General features: G+C 62.4%; 22 protein-coding genes. 11 read left to right on the forward strand and 11 right to left on the reverse strand.

The genetic code is table 11. The annotated features are described in order from the left end of the window. Positions 1-71: 71 nt before the first annotated feature. The 3 genes from RB548_RS04775 to alr form a co-directional block, all read right to left on the reverse strand. Positions 72-668 (reverse strand): CvpA family protein, encoded by a 597-nt coding sequence (locus tag RB548_RS04775; protein ID WP_331373889.1) that lies wholly within the window; start codon positions 666-668, stop codon positions 72-74. Between the two features lie 246 nt (positions 669-914). After that, positions 915-2,321 (reverse strand): DNA repair protein RadA, encoded by a 1,407-nt coding sequence (gene radA / locus RB548_RS04780; RefSeq protein ID WP_331373890.1) that lies wholly within the window; start codon positions 2,319-2,321, stop codon positions 915-917. 247 nt (positions 2,322-2,568) lie between these two features. Continuing rightward, positions 2,569-3,708, reverse strand: coding sequence for an alanine racemase (gene alr, locus RB548_RS04785; protein ID WP_331373891.1), 1,140 nt, complete (start codon positions 3,706-3,708; stop codon positions 2,569-2,571). A gap of 146 nt (positions 3,709-3,854) precedes the next feature. Between alr and RB548_RS04790 the strand changes: the two genes are divergently transcribed. The 3 genes from RB548_RS04790 to RB548_RS04800 all read left to right on the forward strand — a co-directional run bounded on the left by RB548_RS04790 (position 3,855) and on the right by RB548_RS04800 (position 5,789). Then, positions 3,855-4,712, forward strand: a complete 858-nt coding sequence (locus RB548_RS04790) for an AraC family transcriptional regulator (RefSeq protein WP_331374882.1) — start codon at positions 3,855-3,857, stop codon at positions 4,710-4,712. A gap of 121 nt (positions 4,713-4,833) precedes the next feature. Further along, positions 4,834-5,487 carry an AzlC family ABC transporter permease gene (locus RB548_RS04795; RefSeq protein ID WP_331374883.1) on the forward strand — a complete coding sequence of 218 codons (654 nt, stop codon included), beginning with the start codon at positions 4,834-4,836 and terminating at the stop codon, positions 5,485-5,487. After that, positions 5,484-5,789 (forward strand): AzlD family protein, encoded by a 306-nt coding sequence (locus RB548_RS04800; protein WP_331373892.1) that lies wholly within the window; start codon positions 5,484-5,486, stop codon positions 5,787-5,789. The genes RB548_RS04795 and RB548_RS04800 overlap by 4 nt, the downstream gene beginning before the upstream one ends. A gap of 137 nt (positions 5,790-5,926) precedes the next feature. Here RB548_RS04800 and RB548_RS04805 read toward each other — a convergent pair whose 3' ends face one another. The 5 genes from RB548_RS04805 to rpsF form a co-directional block, all read right to left on the reverse strand. Continuing rightward, positions 5,927-7,426 (reverse strand): replicative DNA helicase, encoded by a 1,500-nt coding sequence (locus tag RB548_RS04805; protein ID WP_331373893.1) that lies wholly within the window; start codon positions 7,424-7,426, stop codon positions 5,927-5,929. Positions 7,427-7,819: 393 nt separating this feature from the next. Beyond that, positions 7,820-8,395, reverse strand: coding sequence for a 50S ribosomal protein L9 (gene rplI / locus RB548_RS04810; protein ID WP_331373894.1), 576 nt, complete (start codon positions 8,393-8,395; stop codon positions 7,820-7,822). A 35-nt stretch (positions 8,396-8,430) separates the two neighbouring features. Further along, complete coding sequence (locus tag RB548_RS04815; protein WP_331373895.1) at positions 8,431-9,384, reverse strand: YybS family protein; 954 nt, start codon at positions 9,382-9,384, stop codon at positions 8,431-8,433. 186 nt (positions 9,385-9,570) lie between these two features. Further along, positions 9,571-9,819 carry a 30S ribosomal protein S18 gene (gene rpsR, locus RB548_RS04820; RefSeq protein WP_025426448.1) on the reverse strand — a complete coding sequence of 83 codons (249 nt, stop codon included), beginning with the start codon at positions 9,817-9,819 and terminating at the stop codon, positions 9,571-9,573. 24 nt (positions 9,820-9,843) lie between these two features. Continuing rightward, positions 9,844-10,290 (reverse strand): 30S ribosomal protein S6, encoded by a 447-nt coding sequence (gene rpsF, locus RB548_RS04825; protein WP_034854248.1) that lies wholly within the window; start codon positions 10,288-10,290, stop codon positions 9,844-9,846. A 353-nt stretch (positions 10,291-10,643) separates the two neighbouring features. Between rpsF and RB548_RS04830 the strand changes: the two genes are divergently transcribed. Continuing rightward, positions 10,644-10,976, forward strand: a complete 333-nt coding sequence (locus RB548_RS04830; RefSeq protein ID WP_331373896.1) for a four-helix bundle copper-binding protein — start codon at positions 10,644-10,646, stop codon at positions 10,974-10,976. Positions 10,977-11,001: 25 nt separating this feature from the next. Here the strand turns inward: RB548_RS04830 and RB548_RS04835 are convergent, their stop codons facing one another. After that, positions 11,002-12,045 carry an aldo/keto reductase gene (locus tag RB548_RS04835; RefSeq protein ID WP_331373897.1) on the reverse strand — a complete coding sequence of 348 codons (1,044 nt, stop codon included), beginning with the start codon at positions 12,043-12,045 and terminating at the stop codon, positions 11,002-11,004. 345 nt (positions 12,046-12,390) lie between these two features. Here RB548_RS04835 and fabD point away from each other — a divergent pair, with 345 nt between their 5' ends. From fabD to gmk, 7 genes are all read left to right on the forward strand, one after another. Next, positions 12,391-13,335, forward strand: coding sequence for an ACP S-malonyltransferase (gene fabD, locus RB548_RS04840; protein ID WP_331373898.1), 945 nt, complete (start codon positions 12,391-12,393; stop codon positions 13,333-13,335). Positions 13,336-13,361: 26 nt separating this feature from the next. Continuing rightward, the gene (fabG, locus tag RB548_RS04845; protein ID WP_331373899.1) at positions 13,362-14,099 is read left to right on the forward strand and encodes a 3-oxoacyl-[acyl-carrier-protein] reductase; all 738 of its coding nucleotides are present in this window, start codon (positions 13,362-13,364) and stop codon (positions 14,097-14,099) included. A gap of 332 nt (positions 14,100-14,431) precedes the next feature. Next, the gene (locus tag RB548_RS04850; RefSeq protein ID WP_003531676.1) at positions 14,432-14,668 is read left to right on the forward strand and encodes an acyl carrier protein; all 237 of its coding nucleotides are present in this window, start codon (positions 14,432-14,434) and stop codon (positions 14,666-14,668) included. 218 nt (positions 14,669-14,886) lie between these two features. Further along, complete coding sequence (gene fabF / locus RB548_RS04855) at positions 14,887-16,152, forward strand: beta-ketoacyl-ACP synthase II (RefSeq protein ID WP_331373900.1); 1,266 nt, start codon at positions 14,887-14,889, stop codon at positions 16,150-16,152. Positions 16,153-16,479: 327 nt separating this feature from the next. After that, positions 16,480-17,685, forward strand: coding sequence for an endolytic transglycosylase MltG (mltG, locus tag RB548_RS04860; protein ID WP_331373901.1), 1,206 nt, complete (start codon positions 16,480-16,482; stop codon positions 17,683-17,685). A 202-nt stretch (positions 17,686-17,887) separates the two neighbouring features. After that, positions 17,888-18,775, forward strand: a complete 888-nt coding sequence (locus RB548_RS04865) for a YicC/YloC family endoribonuclease (protein WP_331374884.1) — start codon at positions 17,888-17,890, stop codon at positions 18,773-18,775. A 3-nt stretch (positions 18,776-18,778) separates the two neighbouring features. Beyond that, the gene (gene gmk, locus RB548_RS04870) at positions 18,779-19,438 is read left to right on the forward strand and encodes a guanylate kinase (protein ID WP_331373902.1); all 660 of its coding nucleotides are present in this window, start codon (positions 18,779-18,781) and stop codon (positions 19,436-19,438) included. Between the two features lie 28 nt (positions 19,439-19,466). Here the strand turns inward: gmk and rsmA are convergent, their stop codons facing one another. Together rsmA and pdxA are read right to left on the reverse strand one after the other, a co-directional pair. Continuing rightward, complete coding sequence (rsmA, locus tag RB548_RS04875) at positions 19,467-20,297, reverse strand: 16S rRNA (adenine(1518)-N(6)/adenine(1519)-N(6))-dimethyltransferase RsmA (protein WP_331373903.1); 831 nt, start codon at positions 20,295-20,297, stop codon at positions 19,467-19,469. After that, positions 20,297-21,325 (reverse strand): 4-hydroxythreonine-4-phosphate dehydrogenase PdxA, encoded by a 1,029-nt coding sequence (pdxA, locus tag RB548_RS04880; RefSeq protein WP_331373904.1) that lies wholly within the window; start codon positions 21,323-21,325, stop codon positions 20,297-20,299. The genes rsmA and pdxA overlap by 1 nt, the downstream gene beginning before the upstream one ends. Between the last annotated feature and the right edge of the window lie 9 nt (positions 21,326-21,334).

Consider the following 21,334-nt stretch of genomic DNA (forward strand, 5'->3'; position numbering starts at 1 on the left):
ACAGTGGCAAGCGTTATTCCAAATGGACAAAGCCCGCGCAGCGGGCCTTGTCGCAAACTGAGGTTCCTGTCTCAGCCGTTCGTCGGCGCATCCTGGACGGGGGCCTGGTCGTTCGCACCCGGAGGGGTTTCAGGTTCGCCTTCGCCGGTGTTGTCCTTGCCGCGCAAGCGGTCGAGGATGGTGGCGTCGGCCTCTTCCGGCAAGAGGGCAATCAGCTTGTTGCCGAGATTGTCGAGCAGCGGTTTCGATTTCGCCTGGGTTACCCAGATCGGCTGCTGCTGCGGAGCGACCAGCCAGTTGAAGAACAGCATGGCGACGACGACAAGCAGGATGCCGCGGGCGGCGCCGAACAGGAAGCCAAGGGTCCGGTCGAGCGCGCCGATGCGGCTGTCGATTATGAAATCGGCGATCCGCATCGTGATGAAGGAAATGACGATCAACGCCACCAGGAAGACCACGGCGGCCGAGCCGATCATCGCGACCGTGTCGCTGCTGGTGTATTGCGAAGCGTAGGGCAGCAAATAGGGGTAGAGGAAATAGGCCGCCGCCGCCGCGCCGACCCAGCTCGCGACCGACAGGACCTCGCGCGAGAACCCGCGGACCATGGCGAGGATGGCCGAAAACAGCGCGACGCCGAGAACGATAGCATCGAGAATTGTAATGGGCATGTTGTCCTTACTCCGACCCCGTCTTGATCCGGGCCACACCAAGCTTATCCGCCGTCGGTTCTGTCTGCACGCATTCAGAACGTCTTTCCACGACCAATTGTCAAGGCGGACTTCGGCGGCTGCTCTTGCCGATCCCGGCCTACTGCATGTTTCCTTAAATCGTCGCCGCTTTAAGGATAAAACATGCAGCAATTCAAAGTGCTACAGCGTCCTTTGCGCGTCTGATAAGACGCGCCGCGCTGTAAGTCATTCGTCGTCGCCTTCCGTCTGCCGCAGAGCGCCTCGCGATCCGGCGATACGCGCCACGAGATCCGGCAGGCTTTCCATTTCGCTCCACCGGCCGTTGCCGTTCTTCGGCAGTTCGGTCGATGCAGACGGTAATACGGCCTGGGAGAAACCGAGCTTCTCGGCTTCCTTGAGACGTTGGGCGGTATGCGCAACCGGCCGGATGGCGCCCGACAAGCTGACTTCGCCGAAATAGACGCAATCGGCCGGAAGGGCAAGCCCGGCGAGCGACGAAACCAGCGCGGAAGCGACCGCAAGGTCGGCGGCAGGCTCGGAAATGCGATAACCGCCGGCAACATTGAGATAAACGTCGTGCTGGCCGAGGCGAACGCCGCAATGGGCTTCAAGCACGGCGAGGATCATCGAGAGGCGCGCGGAATCCCAGCCGACGACCGCACGGCGCGGTGTTCCGAGCGACGTCGGCGCGACGAGCGCCTGCACCTCCACCAGCACCGGCCGGGTTCCTTCCATGCCGGCAAAGACAGCGGCTCCCGGTGATTTCTCGTTGCGCTCCCCGAGAAACAGTTCCGACGGATTGGCGACTTCGCGCAAGCCCCTGTCCGACATCTCGAACACGCCGATCTCGTCGGTCGGGCCGAAGCGGTTCTTGACGGTCCTGAGGATGCGGTAGTGGTGGCCGCGATCACCTTCGAAATAGAGCACGGCATCGACCATGTGCTCGACGACACGCGGGCCGGCGATCTGCCCTTCCTTCGTCACATGGCCGACGAGCACGACCGCCGTGCCGGTCTGCTTGGCGAAGCGGATCATCGCCTGGACACCGGTTCGTACCTGGGTCACGGTCCCGGGCGCAGAATCGACGATGTCGCTCCAGAGCGTCTGGATCGAATCGATGATGACGAGGTCGGGGCGCTTGCCGTCGGCAAGCGTCGCCAGGATATCTTCGACGTTGGTTTCGGCGGCAAGGAGCACGTCGCTGTCGGCGGCCCCGAGCCGCTGGGCGCGCAAGCGCACCTGGGCGACGGCCTCCTCTCCCGAGACATAGATGACGCGATGCTTGCGGCGAGAAAGGGCGGCCGCCGCCTGCATCAGCACGGTCGACTTGCCGATGCCGGGATCGCCACCGACGAGCAAGGCCGAGCCGCGCACGAAGCCGCCGCCGGTGACGCGGTCGAGTTCGGATATCCCCGTCTCGATACGCGGCGCGTCCTCGATCTCGCCGGAAAGCGTGGTAAGCGCGACGGGGCGCCCCTTCTTCGGCGCGCGCGACGGACCGCCGCCGATGCCCGCGGTCGGGTCTTCCTCGATGATCGTGTTCCACTCGCCGCAGCCATCGCATTTGCCCGCCCAACGGGAATGGACGGTGCCGCAATTTTGGCAGATGAACTGGGTGCGGGCTTTCGCCATCGAGACTGGCTTTCGGATTTGCGGGAGGCTGCGTGAATACGGCCGTGATTCGGAGAATCACCGCCACCGCTCACATAATGCCGCGAAATGCGGCCCGAAAGGGTGTTTTTCGGCGACTGTCTGTCGAAGCAGCGAGGTCCACTGCATGTTTCCTGAAATCGTAGCCGATTTAAGGATAAAAACATGCAGCAATTCAAAGTGCTACAGGGTTCTTTGCGCGTCTGATGGACGCGCGGCGCTGTAGTGTTCAAGCGCCGCCGATATAGCTGCGATGGTAGCGATGCCCGAGGCTCGTCAGCAACTCGTAACCGATCGTTCCGCCAGCGCGTGCAACATCGTCTATCGCGACATTGCGGCCGAAGAGCTCGATATAATCGCCGGCTCGGACGGCCTTTTCCGGCAGGTCGGTGACGTCGAACAGGCTGAGGTCCATGGTGACCCGGCCGACATGCGGCACCTTCCGGCCATGCAGGAAACCATAGGCGCCCGAGGGCATCGCCTGTCGGAGCGTCACGCCGCCGCCGGAAACCGAACGGTGATATCCGTCGGCGTAGCCGATCGCGACCGTTGCGATACGGGTGTCGCGGCTGAAGCGTGCCGATGCGCCGTAGCTCGCCGTCGCGCCGGAGGGGACCGTGCGAACCTGAATGATGCGAGCCTCGGCGGTGACCACCGGCTTCATCGGGTTGATAGCGCCGTTCACCGCCTCGCCGCCATAAACGGCGATTCCAGGGCGTGTAAGGTCGAAATGGTAGTCCTTGCCGAGGAAAACACCGCCGGAATTCGCAAGGCTCGCCGGGACGCCCGCGAAGGCGGCAGCCGCCTCATGGAACCGATCGAGCTGATAGAGGTTCATCGGATGTTTTGGATCGTCGCCGCAGGCAAGATGGCTCATGATCAGCACGGGTGAGAAGCTCGCCGGACGCGCAGGGTCGTTGGCGAGCGCGACGGCTTCCTCGACCGACAGCCCGAGCCGGTTCATGCCGGTGTCGACGTGAAGCACGCAAGGATGGTCGCCGCGCTCGGAAAGCGCCGCCATGAAAACGGCGAGTTGCTCTTCCGAGTTGATGATCGGCACGAGATCATTGTCGAAGAAAAGTTCCTCATTGCCCGGCCACATGCCGGCCAGAATGTAGATGCGCCCATCCGGAACCAACGGGCGGAGCTCCGCGCCTTCTTCCGCGTTCGCTACGAAGAAGTCGCGTGCACCGGCGGCGTAAAGAGCAGGGGCCGCCTGAGCGATGCCGATCCCATACGCATCCGCTTTGAGGACGGCCGCCGCGCGAGCCGTGCCGGAGCGGTCGTTCATGGCCCGCCAATTGTCGGCCAGCGCCGCGAGGTCGATGGTGAGCCTGTTGGAGGCAGAGAGGAAATCTGGGTCGTGCATACCGGAAGCTCTGAGTGGACGATATTGCAGCAATACATCGTGGCGACGGAGGCCGCAAACGATCCGCTGGCGCCGGCAGTCAGTGCGGGACGCAACGAGCACTTTTGTGCAAGACGCGCAGTGCCGATGCCGCTAACCTTTGCGTGATGCAGACGATCTCGCAGGAAGAGGCCATCGAGGCCATGCCGCTCAAGGGGGCCGAGCAGACACGCTTCTGGCGTGATGCGCGCTTCAATGGCATGGAATGCCTGAGCGCCACCTTCATCACCCACGAGTTTGCGCCCCATGCCCACGACACGTTCAGCATCGGCGCAATCGAGGCGGGTTCGCAGATCAGTACGATCAAGGGCGAACGATCGCAGACCGGGCCCGGCGATCTCTATCTCATCAATCCCGACGAGATTCACGATGGGCATCCGGGCCTCGACGGCTATCGCTACCGGATGATCTATCCATCCGTGGAACTGCTCGTCGATGTCCTCGAGGACGTCACCGGTCGCGCCTTCAGAGGAACGCCCTGCTTCTCGCGACTGCTGCTTCGTGACCCTGAGCTTGCCGTCGCCTTTCATCGCGCCCACAGGGCTCTCGAGGGAAAGGCGGGCGCCCTGGAGGCGGATGAGGAAATGTTCAGCTTCCTGGCCAAGCTGTTCCAGCGTCACGGCAGCGCGATCATTCTTCCCGTGGAGGCGCGGGAGCCTTCAGCCGTGCATCGCGCCCGAGACTATTTGATCGCCAATTATTCCCGCGACCTTGGCCTCGACGAGCTTGCTGAGGTGGCCGGGCTCAGCCGTGCGCATCTGATCCGCGCATTCCGCAAGGAATTCCATATCACGCCGCACGCTTTTTTGACCGACAAGCGCGTGCGCGAGGCAAAGACGCTGCTGCGGCAGCGCTGGTCGGCGGTCGATACGGCCTACCATTGCGGCTTTGCCGACCAGGCACACTTCAGCCGCCATTTCAAGGCGAGAACCGGCGTCACGCCGGGTGCATTCCGCGCCGGCTGATCAATTTCGTTCAAGACACGCCACCCTCTTCGAATCTAGTGCCTTGGTGCGATTGAAAAGCGGAGCGACCAGCGTGAACAAGAAGGATGTCATTCGAGAGTTTTCCGGCGGGGTCAGGACGATGGCGCCGCTCATCGTCGCCGTCATGCCGATCGGCCTTGTCTTTGGTGCGGTTGCGGCAAGCAAGGGTCTGTCCAGCCTCGAAGTGACGCTGATGAGTGCCTTGGTCTTTGCCGGCGGCTCGCAGTTCGTCGCCATGGACATCTGGAGCCATCCGGCGTCCTGGGGCGCGCTCGGTTTTTCGGCGCTGCTCGTCAATATCCGGCACGTGCTGATGAGCGCCTCGATTGGCACCAAGATGCCCGCCTTCTCCGGTCCGACGAAATACGCCGCGATGCTGCTGCTTGCGGATGAGATTTGGGCAATGGCCGAGACTCGGGCAGCACAGGCACGCCTGTCCGCCGCGTGGTATGCCGGCCTTGCGGTGCCTTTCTACTTCGTGTGGGTCTTGGCGAGCCTGGCGGGCTCGGTCGCCGGCGCTTTCCTTGGCGACCCAAAAGCAATCGGTCTCGACTTTGCCTTCCCCGCAGTCTTTGTCGTTCTGCTGATGGGGTTTTGGAAAGGGCGGGAGACCGGCGCCGTGCTTGCGGCAAGTGCCGCGGCGGCAGTGCTGAGCCACCAATTGCTGCCCGGCGTCTGGTATATCGCCGCGGGTGCTGCCGCCGGCGTCATTGCGACGCTTGTCATCGATCAGCGCCGGGAGGCTTGCGCATGACGGTTGATCCTAATGTTTTTCTCGCGATCCTGGCAATGGCCGCCGCGACGGTCCTGACACGCATCAGCGGCTTGCTGCTTATCCGCTTCGTGACGATCGGACCGCAACAAAGAAAGGCTTTGGAGGCCATACCGCCCGCAGTCCTGATGGCCGTCATTGCCCCGACGGCGCTCGTTACCGGACCGGCGGAAACGCTTGCGGCGTTTGCGACTGCGCTTGCAGCGACGAGGCTGCCGCTGCTGGCGTCCGTTGCGACAGGCGTGATCGTCGTGGCAGTCGCCAGAGCGTTGATCGGCGCGTGAGAGGCTGGAGCGGGACGAGGAGGTGCCGCCCGTCGCTTAGATCATTTCATTGTTTCTTTGAAACAGTGAAATGATCTAACTCTTTGAAATTACGCAAGTCCGGACGGAAAACCGTTACACACTTTTCCTGGAATTGCTCAGTGCTCGTACTGCGTGAAGGACGAATCCGCCAAGTCCGAGAAGCGCGTGAATTCGGATTGGAAGGCGAGCTTCACCGTGCCGGTCGGTCCGTGGCGCTGCTTGGCGATGATCACATCGGCCGTGCCCTTCACTTGCTCCATCTTCATCTTCCACTCTTCGTACTTCGGATCGAGTTCGTCGCGCGGTTCCATGTTCTTTACGTAGTATTCCTCGCGGAACACGAAGAGCACGACGTCGGCGTCCTGCTCGATCGATCCCGATTCACGCAGGTCGGAGAGCTGCGGGCGCTTGTCCTCACGGCTTTCAACGGCGCGCGAGAGCTGTGAGAGCGCGATGATCGGCACGTTCAGTTCCTTGCCGAGCGCCTTTAGGCCGGTGGTGATTTCGGTGATTTCCTGCACGCGGTTGTCGCCCGCCTTCTTCGAACCGGTCATCAGCTGGACGTAGTCGACGACGAGCACGTCGAGACCGCGCTGACGCTTGAGGCGACGGGCGCGCGCCGCGAGCTGGGCGATCGAGATGCCACCGGTCTGGTCGATATAGAGCGGTACCTTCTGCATCATCATCGAGCAGGCGACGAGCTTCTCGAAATCGGCTTCCGAAATGTCGCCGCGGCGGATCTTCGAGGACGAAACCTCGGTCTGCTCGGAGATGATACGGGTGGCGAGCTGCTCGGACGACATTTCGAGCGAGTAGAAGCCGACGACACCGCCGTTCCTCGCCTTGAAGGAGCCATCCGGTTGCACCTCGGGCTCGTAGGCCGCGGCGATGTTGTAGGCAATATTGGTCGCGAGCGATGTCTTGCCCATGCCCGGGCGACCGGCGAGGATGATCAGGTCCGAACGCTGCAGGCCGCCCATCTTTCCATCGAGCGAATGGATGCCGGTCGAAATGCCGGAAAGATGGCCGTCCCTGTCCTTCGCCGTCGCAGCCATGTCGATGGCGAGTGTCACAGCGTCGCTGAACGACTGGAAGCCGCCGTCATAGCGTCCGGTTTCGGCAAGCTCGAAAAGGCGCCGTTCCGCGTCCTCGATCTGGCTTTGCGGCGGCATGTCGAGCGGCGCGTCATAGGCGATGTTGACCATGTCCTCGCCGATGGTGATCAGCGAACGGCGCAACGCCAGGTCATAGATGGCGCGGCCGTAATCCTCCGCGTTGATGATCGAAACGGCCTCGGCGGCAAGGCGTGCGAGGTATTGGGCGACGGTCAGGTCGCCGACTTTTTCGTCCGCCTTGAGGAAGGTCTTGATCGTGACCGGGTTGGCGGTCTTGCCCATGCGGATGATCTCGCCGGCGACCTCGAAGATGCGGCGGTGCAATGGCTCGAACAGATGGACCGGCTTCAGGAAATCGGACACCCGGTAGAACGCATCGTTGTTGACCAGGATTGCGCCGAGCAACGCCTGTTCGGCTTCCAGATTGTTCGGCGCCTCGCGATAATGCTGGTCCGCCTGATCCTTGGCCAAGGGGGCGAGCTTGCGCGCTGCGTCGTTCATCGATCGTTCCATTTCCGCGTGTGTAGGTCGTGTGAGCTATCCGGTTTGCTGCCTACGGTCCTGTGGGTCAAGTGCTGCCGTGCAACAGTCGCGAACCATGCAATCGCGCTCGCGGTCTTTGCCCGTTGTTCGACTGTTCCACAGGCACGCGTCACAAACGGCGAAAAAACGATCACGGCAATTGACGCTGCGAACGCCGCGAAAGGTATCTGATTCGCGTTCAGACGTCTTTTGTGAACGGCGGCCGAGCGCCCGCAGCGCCGCGCGTCTTATGAGACGCGCAAAGGTCGCTGTGGTGCATGCAGCGCAAAGCGTTCCCAGTAACCTCTCGCGCAAATGAAAAGGCCCGGATCGCCGGATCCGGGCCTTTCAATTCATGTCAGCCGCGAGGGCTTATTCTTCTTCAGCTTCGAACTCAGCTTCCGGGTTGAAGAAGTCTTCCGGCTTCAGGGCGTCTTCGTCGACGCCGTAGATGGCGTCAGCAGACGTCAGGCTTTCGCCCTTGGCCTGACGCTCGGCTTCTTCGGCCGAACGGGCGACGTTGACTTCAACGGCGATTTCGACTTCCGCATGCAGGTGCAGCGTCACCTTGTGCAGACCGATTGCCTTGATCGGGTGGTTGAGGTCGACCTGGTTGCGGTTGATGTTGAAGCCTTCGGCAGCAATCGCCTCAACGATGTCGCGGGCAGCAACCGAGCCGTAGAGCTGGCCGGTTTCACCAGCGGAGCGGACGATGATGAAGGATTTGCCGTCCAGCTTGTCTGCGACCGTCTGGGCTTCGGACTTGCGCTCGAGGTTGCGGGCTTCGAGCGTTGCGCGCTCGGTTTCGAAACGTGCCTTGTTGGCGGCGTTGGCGCGCAGTGCCTTGCCGAGCGGCAGCAGGTAGTTGCGTGCGAAGCCGTCGCGAACCTTTACGGTTTCGCCCATCTGGCCGAGCTTGGCGATGCGTTCGAGGAGAATGACTTCCATTTCGATTTCCTTTCAGTTTGTCGTTGTATCGTTGGTCAGTTTTTTCCGGTCGGCGTGACCGCGATGGTGCGTCGCGTGTCGGTCAGACCGGACAGGAGGAAGAACACAGCCGGGATCGTGAAGACGAACACCGACAGGTAGGCGATCCACAGCACGGGAAGCCGCCAGGACCTGCCGCGCGTGCGGAAGTGGAACGAGGCAAAGCCCGAGAGCAGGAAGCCTGCGCCGAACGTGCCGCAAATGAGGGCGCCGATCGCCGCCGGCGCTCCGCCGAGAAAGGCAAGCACCAGGCCGGCGAGAAACGCGAAAATCGCGTTGCGAGGCATCCTCAACGAGGACGGAATGTCTTCGCGCGGACGCAGCGACCTTCCGGACGTCTGGACGATCCGGGTTGCGAGATAGTAGGCGGCAAAAAGCATCAGCACCCAGATCGCGCCCTGTACGAGCGGCAGCGCGAGCGTGAACATCGACTTGATCTGCGCGATGGCTGCGGCATCCGGATTGTAGAGCGGCTCCTGCGCCTTCACCGCCTCGATCACCATGTCGATCATGCGGTCCGAGACGCCGGAATCGTACCCGACGATATAGCCGACGATGATCATCCCGACGGTGACGAGCCCGGCGAGGTGGCCAAGAATGTCAGACAACGGATACCAGGCAAGCGCCCCTTCCGGGCCGCCGAGTTCGGAGGCAGGGCGCGCAAGGTTTGCGAGGTGGCTGAGCCAGCCGGCCGGAACAAGAGTCACGAGCAGGATCAGCAGCGCGAAATAGGCGGAAACGAGCGTGGCGGCAGTCGCGCCGGCAACGACAATCGCGACGATCGCGGCTGCGTTGCCCCAGCCGAGGCCGGCAATCAGGATAGGCAGCGCGGAAGCGGCGTAAAGGACGATCGCAAAGGACGACTGCGTGTTCGCGCCCATCGATAGAAGGGCGGCGGTAATGCCGGCGAGGGCGCCGGTGATCAGCGATGTCCTGTTCCAGATATTCACGTTCGCTGTCCTGCTTCAACGCAGTTAGGGGTCGAGTAAGGCCCCAACATGGGATTTGGCGCATGCGCCGGTTCCGATCCGCGCCCACCGCGGAAGGGAGAGAGGCAAGGCACTTACCGTGCGGAAAAGCCTTGCCTCGGAGTCAGTTGCCGTCGAGTCATTTGACTGACGGAGAGTCAGTCCGCCTTACGAAACGACGTAGGGCAGCAGGCCGAGGAAGCGTGCACGCTTGATCGCCTGGGCGAGTTCGCGCTGCTTCTTCTGGGAAACGGCCGTGATGCGGGACGGAACGATCTTGCCGCGCTCGGAAATGTAGCGCTGCAGGAGGCGGATGTCCTTGTAGTCGATCCGCGGAGCGTTCGCACCCGAGAAGGGGCAGGTCTTGCGGCGACGGTGGAACGGACGGCGTACCGGAGCGGAAGAAACTTCAGCCATTGTTTTTATCTCCTTAGCTTCGGGTTACGCGCGGTCTTCACGCGGACGGCGCGGACGGTCTTCACGGTCGCCACGGTCCGGACGCGGGCCACGGTCGAAGCCGCCTTCACGCGGGCCACGGCCTTCGCCGCGCGGACGATCGTCGCGATCACGCTTCTGCATCATCGCGGACGGGCCTTCCTCGTGCTTTTCGACGGCGATCGTCATGTAGCGCAGGACGTCTTCGTTGATGCGCATCTGGCGCTCGACTTCGTGGACGGCCGGTGCCGGAGCATCGATGTCCATCAGGACGTAATGAGCCTTGCGGTTCTTCTTGATGCGGTAGGTGAGGGACTTCAGGCCCCAGTTCTCGACGCGACCGACCTTGCCGCCGTTCGCTTCGATGACGCCCTTGTACTGCTCGACGAGGGCATCGACCTGCTGCGGCGTGATATCCTGCCGGGCAAGGAATACGTGTTCATAAAGAGCCATTGTGGCTTGCCTTTCTTGCGTTAATCACCCCGGACCTCGGCGGCTAAGCCTCAACGACTGTTCTATGGGCCGCGAGGGCCGGCAAGAAAGTGTTGTATCGAGACGGTCGAGAGCGGAGACACGGGAGGCCGGAATGCCTTGCATTCCTGGCGGCTTCCAACGCGGAAACCGGCCCTCCGTTCAGCCACCAGCCAGAAGACCGGGTGTTTCGAACAGCGCGCTTATACGGATTTTCCGCCGAAATGCAAGCCGCGATCCGAACTTCGGCGTCCGGGCACTGTCGGGTGCCGCCGGAACAATCGCCGGTCATTGCTGTTGGATATCGGCGCAACTCAAAACAGCGGGAGCCGACGATGGCCCATGTTGATCCAAAAATGCAAGCGTGCATCGACAATTGCCTGGACTGTTATGCCACTTGCCTGTCGACCGCGATGAACCATTGCCTCGAGGCGGGCGGCGAACATACCGAACCGGCGCATTTCAGGCTGATGGCCGCCTGCGCCGAGATCTGCCGGACGACGGCGCATTTCATGTTGATCGGCAGCCCTCATCACCCGCATCTGTGCCGGGAATGTGCGGAGATCTGCACCGAATGCGCCAAGGATTGCGAGCGCATCGGCGACATGGCCGACTGCGCCGAAGCCTGCTGGCGCTGCGCCGAGAGTTGCCGCCAGATGGCGGCCTAAGCGCTCGCTTTGCGATGGGAGGCACTCAGATCGGTGCCGGGTAGAGCCGATGGAGGCGCCGGATCCCGTTCATCACGTCTTGCGAGAGCGTGATGCCGGTGCCGCCGATGTCGGTCTTCAATTGTTCCATCGAGGTCGCGCCGATGATGACCGAAGCCATGAATGGGCGCGCCAGGCAGAAGGCGATCGCCATCTGTGCCGGGTCGAGACCGTGCTCGCGGGCGAGCGCCACATAGGCGGCGACGGCGGGTTCCTGGTGCGGCGTGAATCGTCCGCCTAGATCGCCGTTGATCGACAGGCGGGATCCTGCGGGCTTTGCCCCCTCGAGATATTTGCCGGTCAGGAGACCGGCCGCGAGCGGCGAATAGGCAAGCAGGCCGACATCCTCGTGATGGGACAGTTCCGCCAGATCGAGGTCATAGGCCCGGTAGAGCAGATTGTATTCGTTCTGGATCGTCGCAACGCGCGGCAGGCCATATCTGTCGGCGAGATCGAGCATCTTCATGGTGCCCCAGGCGGTTTCGTTCGAAAGCCCGATGGCGCGAACCTTGCCGGCCTTCACGAGCTCGCCAAGCTTGTCGAGTATCGCCTTCAGGTCGGCCGCCACATGCTCCTGGTCTTGGCGCGACGGGTCGTAGGTCCAGGCATTGCGGAAGTGATAATGGCCGCGATTCGGCCAATGAAGTTGGTAAAGGTCCACATAGTCCGTCTTCAGTCGCTTGAGGCTGCCATTCAGGGCCTCCTCGATTCCTTCGGGCGTCATCGGTCCACCGTCGCGGATATAAGGACGGCCGGGGCCGGCCACCTTGGTCGCGAGCACCACATCGTCGCGCCGGCCGCGCGCCGCCAGCCAGTTCCCGATGATGCGTTCGGTGTTGCCGTAGGTTTCGGCTGAAAGCGGTGTCGTCGGGTAGAGTTCGGCCGTATCGACGAAATTCACGCCATGGTCGAAGGCGTAGTTGAGCTGTCCATGGGCTTCGGTCTGCGTATTCTGCGAGCCCCAGGTCATTGTGCCGACGCAGATCTCCGAAACCTTGATGCCTGTGCGGCCCAGCGTGTTGTAGCGCATGACGTAATGTTCCTCGTGGAATGCGGTTTCGCGCCGGCGGGAGGAAAGGGCGCGCCGCCAAGTGAAAATGAGTGGCGCCGGGGTTGATGGCTCTTCAGCCGGCGCGGCAGCAATGCGCGGCAAACTTACGCCTTGATTGACGAAGATCAAGGGCAAAAGCCCGCCGGGAATCGCGAAGGTCGGCCTCTACGCTTGACTCGCTGTTCAGGAATGTGAATGGAGAGAAAAACTGGCGCGGATGACGAATTCAAGGCGGGTTCGCCGGCATCCGTTCTAATGTGTGAGAAGCGATTGCGCGAATTCCGGCTCGCTCCAATCGTTTCGTGATCCAGGGAGGGGCATCCCATGAGCATAGCATTCACGTTCCCCGGGCAGGGCAGTCAGGCTGTCGGCATGGGCAAGGATCTGGCAGACGCCTTTCCGGAGGCTGCAGCCGTCTTCGCCGAAGTCGATGAAGCGCTCGGCGAAAAGCTGTCGGATGTCATGTGGAATGGACCGGAGGAAACGCTGACGTTGACGGCAAACGCGCAGCCGGCGCTGATGGCCGTCTCGATGGCCGTGATCCGCGTGCTTGAGGCCAGGGGGCTCGATCTCAAGAGGAAGGTTTCTTTCGTCGCCGGCCATTCGCTGGGCGAATATTCCGCGCTTTGCGCTGCCGGAACATTTTCAGTTGCCGATACTGCGCGGCTGCTCCGCATTCGCGGCAATGCGATGCAGGCGGCCGTTCCCGTCGGCAAAGGCGCCATGGCTGCAATCATCGGCCTGGAACATGCCGATGTCGAAGCGGTTTGTCGTGAGGCCTCCTCGCTCGGCTCCTGCCAGGTCGCCAACGACAATGGCGGCGGGCAGCTGGTGATCTCGGGCGAGAAGCAGGCGGTGGAGAAGGCGGCCGCACGCGCCTCCGAAAAGGGCGCCAAACGTGCACTAATGCTGCCGGTCTCCGCACCTTTCCACTCGTCGCTGATGGCGCCCGCCGCCGACGCCATGCGCGACGCACTCGCCAAGGTTGAGAAGCGTGATCCTTCCGTTCCGGTTGTGGCGAATGTTCTGGCCGCTCCGGTGAGCGACGCCGGCGAGATCGCCCGCCTGCTCGTCGAGCAAGTGACCGGCCAGGTACGCTGGCGCGAGACGGTCGAATGGTTCGCGGCCAACAACGTCACGACGCTTTATGAAATTGGCTCGGGCAAGGTGCTGACGGGACTTGCCCGACGGATCGACAAGACTGTCAACGGCATCGCCGTCAATACGCCCGCCGATATCGACACGGCGCTCGCCGCCCTTCTGGCCTGAGCGCTCCAGTTATAAGGAACAAGCCCATGTTTGATCTTTCCGGCCGCAAGGCTCTCGTCACCGGCGCATCCGGCGGCATCGGCGAGGAAATCGCCCGCATCCTGCACGCGCAGGGTGCCATTGTCGGCCTGCACGGCACCCGTGTCGAGAAGCTCGAAGCACTCGCCAACACGCTTGGCGAGCGTGTCCAGATCTTCCCTGCCAATCTTTCCGATCGCGCCGAAGTCAAGGCGCTTGGGGAGAAGGCTGAGGCTGAACTCGGCGGGGTCGATATCCTCGTCAACAATGCCGGCATCACCAAGGACGGGCTCTTCGTCCGCATGAGCGATGAAGACTGGGACAGCGTCATCGAGGTCAATCTCACGGCGGTCTTTCGACTGACCCGTGAGCTCACCCATCCGATGATGCGCCGCCGCTTCGGTCGCATCATCAACATTACCTCCGTCGTCGGCGTTACCGGGAACCCCGGCCAGGCCAACTATTGTGCCTCGAAGGCCGGCATGATCGGCTTCTCCAAGTCGCTCGCGCAGGAAATCGCCACCCGCAACGTTACCGTCAACTGCGTCGCTCCGGGCTTCATCGAAAGTGCGATGACCGGTAAGCTCAACGATAAGCAGAAGGAAGGCATCATGGGTGCTATCCCGATGCGGCGCATGGGCTCGGGTGCGGAGGTCGCTTCCGCGGTTGCATATCTTGCTTCGAGCGAAGCGGGCTATGTCACCGGGCAGACCATTCACGTCAATGGCGGCATGGCGATGATCTGATCCGGCATCGGTGAAGAACGGCGCGAGTGACCCGCCGCTGACACTTGGTTCGACACCTTCACGGGTCGGTGCCAAATGCCTGAAATTCAATGTTGACCAAGCGAATGTCGGGCATTTTCGCCCTTTGCGGCAGACTTAAACCATGTTAATCGGGCCATGACTGTGCGCAGTCGACCGGTCCGGCCAGGTGTCCGGCAGCCCTTGCTGCCTTGGGTTTCCGCGGGTTCGGTTGGATGGATTGCCCGGCGGACCATCTTGGTCTATCAGGCTTGATTGAACGTGACGGCGCCAAGAATGGCGCCGCAGAGAAACGAAGGTCGAGGAACTCCGACATGAGCGATATCGCAGAACGCGTGAAGAAAATTGTTATTGATCATCTTGGCGTCGACGCCGAAAAGGTCAGCGAAGGCGCAAGCTTCATCGATGACCTCGGCGCGGACTCGCTCGACACCGTCGAACTGGTCATGGCATTTGAAGAAGAATTCGGTGTCGAGATCCCGGACGACGCGGCAGATTCGATCCTGACCGTCGGCGACGCCGTCAAGTTCATCGAGAAGGCTCAGGCCTGATCTTTACGGTCCAGGCCGTTGACGGGCCGCTTGTCGCGGCCCGTACCAGCCCAGGGAAGTGGGCTGGCCTGCGTCGACCGCGGGTCTCGATCAGCAAAGCGTTCCCGCCTTTCCCTCTGATCGTCACATGAGAAATTTACAATGGATGCACGGATCGGGGTCGTCACGCGTGGTCCGGTCCGGCTCTGGAACTGAACAGTCAGGGTGGGTCACGGGTTATGAGACGTGTCGTTATCACCGGTACCGGCATGGTATCTCCTTTGGGTTGCGGAACCGAGGTCAGCTGGTCGCGTCTTGTCGCGGGCCAGAACGCTGCGCGCAAGGTCACCGAATTCGAGGTTGAGGATCTTCCTGCCAAGATCGCCTGCCGTATTCCTTTCGGCGACGGCTCGGACGGCACCTTCAACGCTGACGACTGGATGGAGCCGAAGGAGCAGCGCAAGGTCGACCCCTTCATCGTTTATGCGATGGCGGCCGCGGACATGGCACTGGCCGATGCCGGCTGGAAGCCGGAAAGCGATGAGGACCAGATTGCGACCGGCGTGCTGATCGGCTCCGGCATCGGTGGTCTCGAGGGCATCGTCGATGCGGGCTATACGCTGCGCGACAAGGGCCCGCGTCGTATTTCTCCGTTCTTCATTCCCGGCCGCCTGATCAATCTCGCGTCGGGTCAGGTCTCCATTCGACATAAGCTGCGTGGCCCGAACCACTCGGTCGTGACAGCCTGCTCGACGGGCGCGCACGCGATCGGCGACGCGAGCCGGCTGATCGCGCTTGGCGATGCCGATGTGATGGTGGCGGGTGGCACGGAATCGCCGATCTGCCGCATCTCGCTCGCAGGTTTCGCCGCCTGCAAGGCGCTTTCGACCCAGCACAATGACAACCCGGAAAAGGCATCGCGCCCCTATGACGCCGACCGCGACGGTTTCGTCATGGGTGAAGGCGCGGGGGTCGTCATCCTCGAAGAGCTGGAGCATGCGAAGGCACGCGGCGCCAAGATCTATGCGGAAATCGTCGGCTACGGTCTTTCCGGCGACGCCTTCCACATCACCGCCCCATCCGAGGACGGCGACGGTGCCTATCGTTGCATGCAGATGGCATTGAAGCGCGCCGGCCTGATGGCCGGCGACATCGACTATATCAATGCCCACGGAACCTCGACGATGGCCGATACGATCGAACTCGGCGCGGTCGAGCGGCTGGTCGGCAACAGCGCTTCCAAGATATCCATGTCCTCGACCAAGTCGGCAATCGGGCACCTGCTCGGCGCCGCGGGTGCGATCGAGGCGATCTTCTCGGCGCTTGCGATTCGCGACAATATTGCTCCGCCCACTCTCAACCTCGACAATCCCTCCGTGGAAACGAAGATCGATCTGGTGCCGCATGTCGCGCGCAAGAGGGAGATCAACGTCGCGCTGTCGAACTCCTTCGGTTTCGGTGGCACGAATGCCTCGCTGGTGCTGCGCCGCTATAACGGCGACTAAGACCGGCTACGCGACGCGATCGATCACGACGATTCTCGGCTGATGCTGCCGAGGATTGTCATCGCGTCGGAAAACCGCTTTCCGACCTCCGGCGCGGTTCAAACACCGGCTTGTGATCCTGCTTTTTGCCGCATTGCTCGCTACAAGCTGTAATCGGAGGATTCGCGGCCTGCTGGCGGCGACGCCGAGACTATGTTCGCGCAAGGCATTTCTGACAAATTGTAGAACATCCATTGCTCTGACACATTCAGCTTGCCGTCGGTCTAAGCCGAAATTCGCATCGGTGGCAGCTCGATTGAAGTTGCGAATTTCGGATTCGGGATAATCGTGAGCGACTCAAACGATAACAGCGCGGTACAATTCGGCCGCAATGAAACCGGGAGCAACAGGCCGATCATCCCGAAATCGGCAAGCGAGGCCCTGCGCCCGGAAAAGGTTCCGCAACCGCCGAAGCGTTCCCGCAAAGCGCGGAGCCAGGTCGTCATCTTTCTCAATTTCGTGATGACGGTCATCGTCTTCGTGGCGCTCGCAGCCGCCGGCGCGGTCTATTATGCGATGCACGAATACGAAAAGCCCGGCCCGCTGGAGGCCAACAAGAACTTCATTGTTCGCAGTGGCGCGGGCATCAGCGAAATTGCCAGCGGCCTTGAGCGCAACAACATCATTACCGACGGCCGCGTGTTCCGTTTCGTGTCTGAAGCCTATCTCGACAACGAAACGCTCAAGGCGGGTGAATACGAAATCAAGGCCGGATCGTCGATGCAGGAAATCATGCAACTGCTGAAGTCCGGTAAGTCGATCCTGTACTCCGTTTCGCTTCCGGAGGGACTGACAGTCAGGCAGATGTTCAACAGGCTCGCCGACGATTCGGTGCTGGTCGGCGACTTGCCGCAAGATCTACCGTCGGAGGGCACGCTCAAGCCGGACACCTACAAGTTCACCCGCGGCACCAAGCGTGCCGAGATCGTCCAGCAGATGATCGCAGCGCAGAAGGCTCTGGTCGATCAGATCTGGGAAATGCGCGACCCCGATCTTCCGGTCTCTACCGTCGAGGAGTTCGTGACGCTCGCCTCGATCGTCGAAAAGGAAACGGGCCGTGCGGACGAGCGGCCGCGCGTGGCGTCGGTCTTTATCAACCGCCTCGAAAAGGGCATGCGGCTGCAATCCGACCCCACGATCATCTACGGCATCTTCGGCGGGGAGGGGAAACCGGCGGACCGGGCAATCCTCAAGTCGGACCTTGATAAGGAGACGCCTTACAACACCTATCTCATCAAAGGTTTGCCGCCGACCCCGATTGCTAATCCAGGCCGCGCGGCACTTGAAGCCGTCGCCAACCCTTCGCGCACGCCGGAACTTTATTTCGTGGCGGACGGAACAGGCGGCCATGTCTTTGCCGCGACGTTGGACGAGCACAACGCCAACGTAACGCGTTGGAGAAAGCTCGAAGCGGAGAAAGCGGCAGAGGCAGCGAAGGCGGCAGAGGCCGCCAAAACCGCCGAGCCGACGGTGACGCCGGCCGAGGCGCAGTAACAGGCCCTTATTGTGGACGGACAGGGCGCGGCGCGGATATCCCTTGCGGGATGCCGCGCCGTCGCCCTATTGCTTTTGCGACTGCAGTGCCGTGCGTCTCCTCAGATGCATAAGGGTCGCCGTCGCACTTTGAAACGCTGCATCGTTCGTCCTCAAATCGGCGCCGATTTCAGGAAACATGCAGCAGCGGACGGAGGTGATGATGCCGCTCCAATCGATGACTGGCTTTGCGAGGAGAGAAGGCAGCAGCGGACGCCATCGCTGGGCGTGGGAATTGCGGTCGGTCAACGGCAAAGGGCTCGATGTTCGCCTCCGCCTGCCGCAGGGTCTTGAACGCTTCGAGCCCGACTGTCGGCGCCTTGCCTCCGAATATTTCGCCCGCGGTAATCTGCAGATCGGCCTCAATGTCAGCGGGGGCGAGGCTGGCGTCGAGGCCGTCGTCAACCAGGCTGCGTTGTCCGCAGTATTGAGGCTGCGCGAGCAGCTTGGTGATCTCGTCGATCCGGCGCCGCTGAAGTTCGACACGTTGCTCTCGATCCGCGGCATCGTCGACTTTCGGGAGCCGGAAGAAAGCGAAAGCGAGCGTGCCGCGCGCGACGCCGATATCCTTTCCGGCTTGGCGCTCGCCCTTGGAGACCTGCGGTCCATGCGTGAGGAGGAGGGGGCGGCGCTCGGCCAGATCCTGCTTGCGCATGTGGATCGCGTCGAGCAACTGACGGCCGGCGTGGAGAGCGACCCGTCCCGGAGCCCTTCGGCGATCGCCGAACGGCTGGCGCAGCAAGTCGCGCTTCTGATGGAGGGCGTGTCCTCCCTCGACCGCGAAAGACTGCATGCCGAGGTGGCACTGCTTGCCACGAAGGCGGACCTCAGAGAGGAAATCGACCGTCTCGGTTCGCATGTCGCCGCTGCTCGCGACCTTCTCGCAAAGGGCGGTCCCGTCGGCCGCAAGCTGGATTTCCTGGCACAGGAATTTAACCGCGAATCGAATACGATCTGCTCGAAATCGAATGCCGCCGCGGTCTCGGCCGCCGGAATCGAGTTGAAGGTCGTGATCGATCAGTTTCGCGAGCAGGTTCAGAATCTGGAGTAAGACATGAAACCGGCGACCGCTTCGCCCATCAAGATTGCCCGCCGTGGGTTGATGCTCGTGATTTCGTCGCCGTCCGGTGCCGGTAAGTCGACGATCGCTCGCAACCTGCTCGAGGCCGATCCGGAACTCAGCATCTCGGTGAGCGTGACGACGCGCGCGCGACGGCCGAGCGAAATCGAGGGACGGCATTACTTTTTCAAGACAGTCCGCGAATTCGAGGCGCTGCGAGCGACGGACTCGCTCCTCGAATGGGCGGAGGTGCACGGCAACTTCTATGGAACGCCGCGTGATGCCGTCGAGGCAGCGATGGCCGAAGGTCGAGACATGCTCTTCGACATCGATTGGCAGGGCGCCCAGCAATTGCAGGAAAAGATGGGCGGGGATGTCGTCTCGATCTTCATTCTGCCGCCGTCCATGGCCGAACTGCAGTCGCGGCTGCACCGGCGCGCCGAGGACAGCGAGGAAGTGATTGCGACCCGGCTCGCGAATTCACGCGCAGAGATCGAGCATTGGCGCGAATACGACTATATCGTCGTCAACGACGATCTTGATCGGGCGTTCTCTGCCGTCCGGGCGATCGTGGACGCCGAACGCCTGCGCCGTGACCGCCGTCCCGGTCTGTTCGAGTTCGTCAACGGACTGCTGACGGAAAACCCCTTCTAATCGAGCGGGGCGTCTCTGAACTGACCGTCTAACCGCTGAGGCAATTCGCCAGTCGGCAGAATTCCTCGACCGTCAGCGTTTCGGCGCGTCTTTGGGGATCGATGTCGGCCCTTGCCAGCAGCGTCTCGCCACCCACGATTTTCAGACTCTGGCGCAGCATTTTACGGCGTTGGCCGAATGCGGCCTGCGTCACTTTTTCGAGGGCCGCGACAGAGCAGGGGATCGGCTCGGCGATCGGTTCCAGATGGACGACTGACGAAGTGACCTTGGGCGGCGGCGTGAAGGCTTGTGGTGAAACATCGAAAGCCATGCGCGCTTTCGTTCGCCAGCCACAGAGGACGCCCAGGCGGCCATAGTGATCATCGTCCGCTCCCGCGACGATCCGCAGGCCAACCTCGCGCTGGAACATCAGCGTCATCGATTGCCAGAAGGGCGGCCATTGCTCCGGCAGCAGCCAGTTGACGAGAAGCTGCGTGCCGACGTTGTAGGGCAGGTTTGCAATGATGCGCACCGGACCGTCGGCGAGCGTTTCGAAAGGGACTTTGAGCGCGTCGGCCTCGATCACATCGAGCCGGCCCGGATAGTGGGCGGCGATTTCGGCGAGTGCCGGCAGGCAACGCGCGTCGCGTTCGATCGCCACGACTTTCGTGGCGCCCAGCGCCAGGATCGCCCGCGTAAGGCCACCCGGTCCCGGTCCGACTTCGATGACCGTCACGCCGTCGAGCGGACCGGCCGTGCGCGCGATCTTCTGGGTGAGATTGAGATCCAGCAGGAAATTCTGACCGAGCGCCTTCTTCGCGTCGAGACCGTGACGCTGGATGACCTCTCTGAGGGGCGGCAGACCGTCGAGTGCCGCCATCAGCGATGCGCCCCTTCCGTATTGGCGGCGAGCTCGGCCGCAAGGCGAAGTGCTGCCAGCAGGCTGTCTTCGCGCGCGATGCCTTTTCCGGCGATGCCGAAAGCGGTGCCGTGGTCCGGCGACGTTCTGATGAAGGGCAGCCCCAGCGTGACATTCACGCTGTCGTCAAAGCCGAGCGCCTTCGCCGGTATCAATGCCTGATCGTGATACATGCAGATCGCGGCGTCGTATGTCTCCCTCGCACGGTCGTGGAACATGGTATCGGCCGGCAGCGGGCCGACGACATCCAGTCCGTCGGCACGGAGCCGGTCGATGACCGGGCGGATGAGTGCATCGTCCTCGAGGCCGAGCGCACCGCCTTCTCCCGCATGCGGGTTGAGGCCGGCAACAGCAAGGCGCGGCCTCGACAGGCCGAAGCGGTCCCGGAGATCGGCAGCCGTTATCGTTAAGGTTTGGCGGATCAGTTCCTGCGTCAGCGCGCCGGGAACATCCTTGAGCGGAATATGGATCGTGACGGGAACCGCGCGCAGCTTTGGTCCGGCCAGCATCATCACCGGCAGCACGGGCGTCCCGGTTGCCTTCTCCGCGAGGTTCGCCAGGTATTCGGTGTGACCAGGAAAGCGGAAACCGGCCTCGTAGAGCACAGCCTTTGCAATTGGGTTGGTGGCTACGGCCGTTGCTTCGCCGGCCATGACGAGCCGCACGGCGGTGTCGATGGCGGCGGTGACCGCGGAGGCGTTGGCCACATCGGGCTGGCCTGCGACGACCGGAGCCGGGCAGAGCACCGGCAATACCGGCAATGCGTCCGGGAAGACCGCGCAGGCGCCAAGGCAATCGGTTTCCGTCATCCGCACCGCTTGGCCGAGCGACTTTGCGCGGGCCGAAAGCACCGAAGGATCGCCAATCAGGAGGAAGGGCGGCGTCGCCCGCGTCTCGCGCCTTGCCCACACGGCCAGGCTGATGTCCGGGCCAATACCGGCCGGGTCGCCCATCGTCAGGGCGATCGGCCTGCCGTTCGTCTTGTTCATGGTCGCCCG

Source organism: Sinorhizobium chiapasense (assembly GCF_036488675.1).
In the GTDB taxonomy this organism is placed as follows: domain Bacteria; phylum Pseudomonadota; class Alphaproteobacteria; order Rhizobiales; family Rhizobiaceae; genus Sinorhizobium; species Sinorhizobium chiapasense.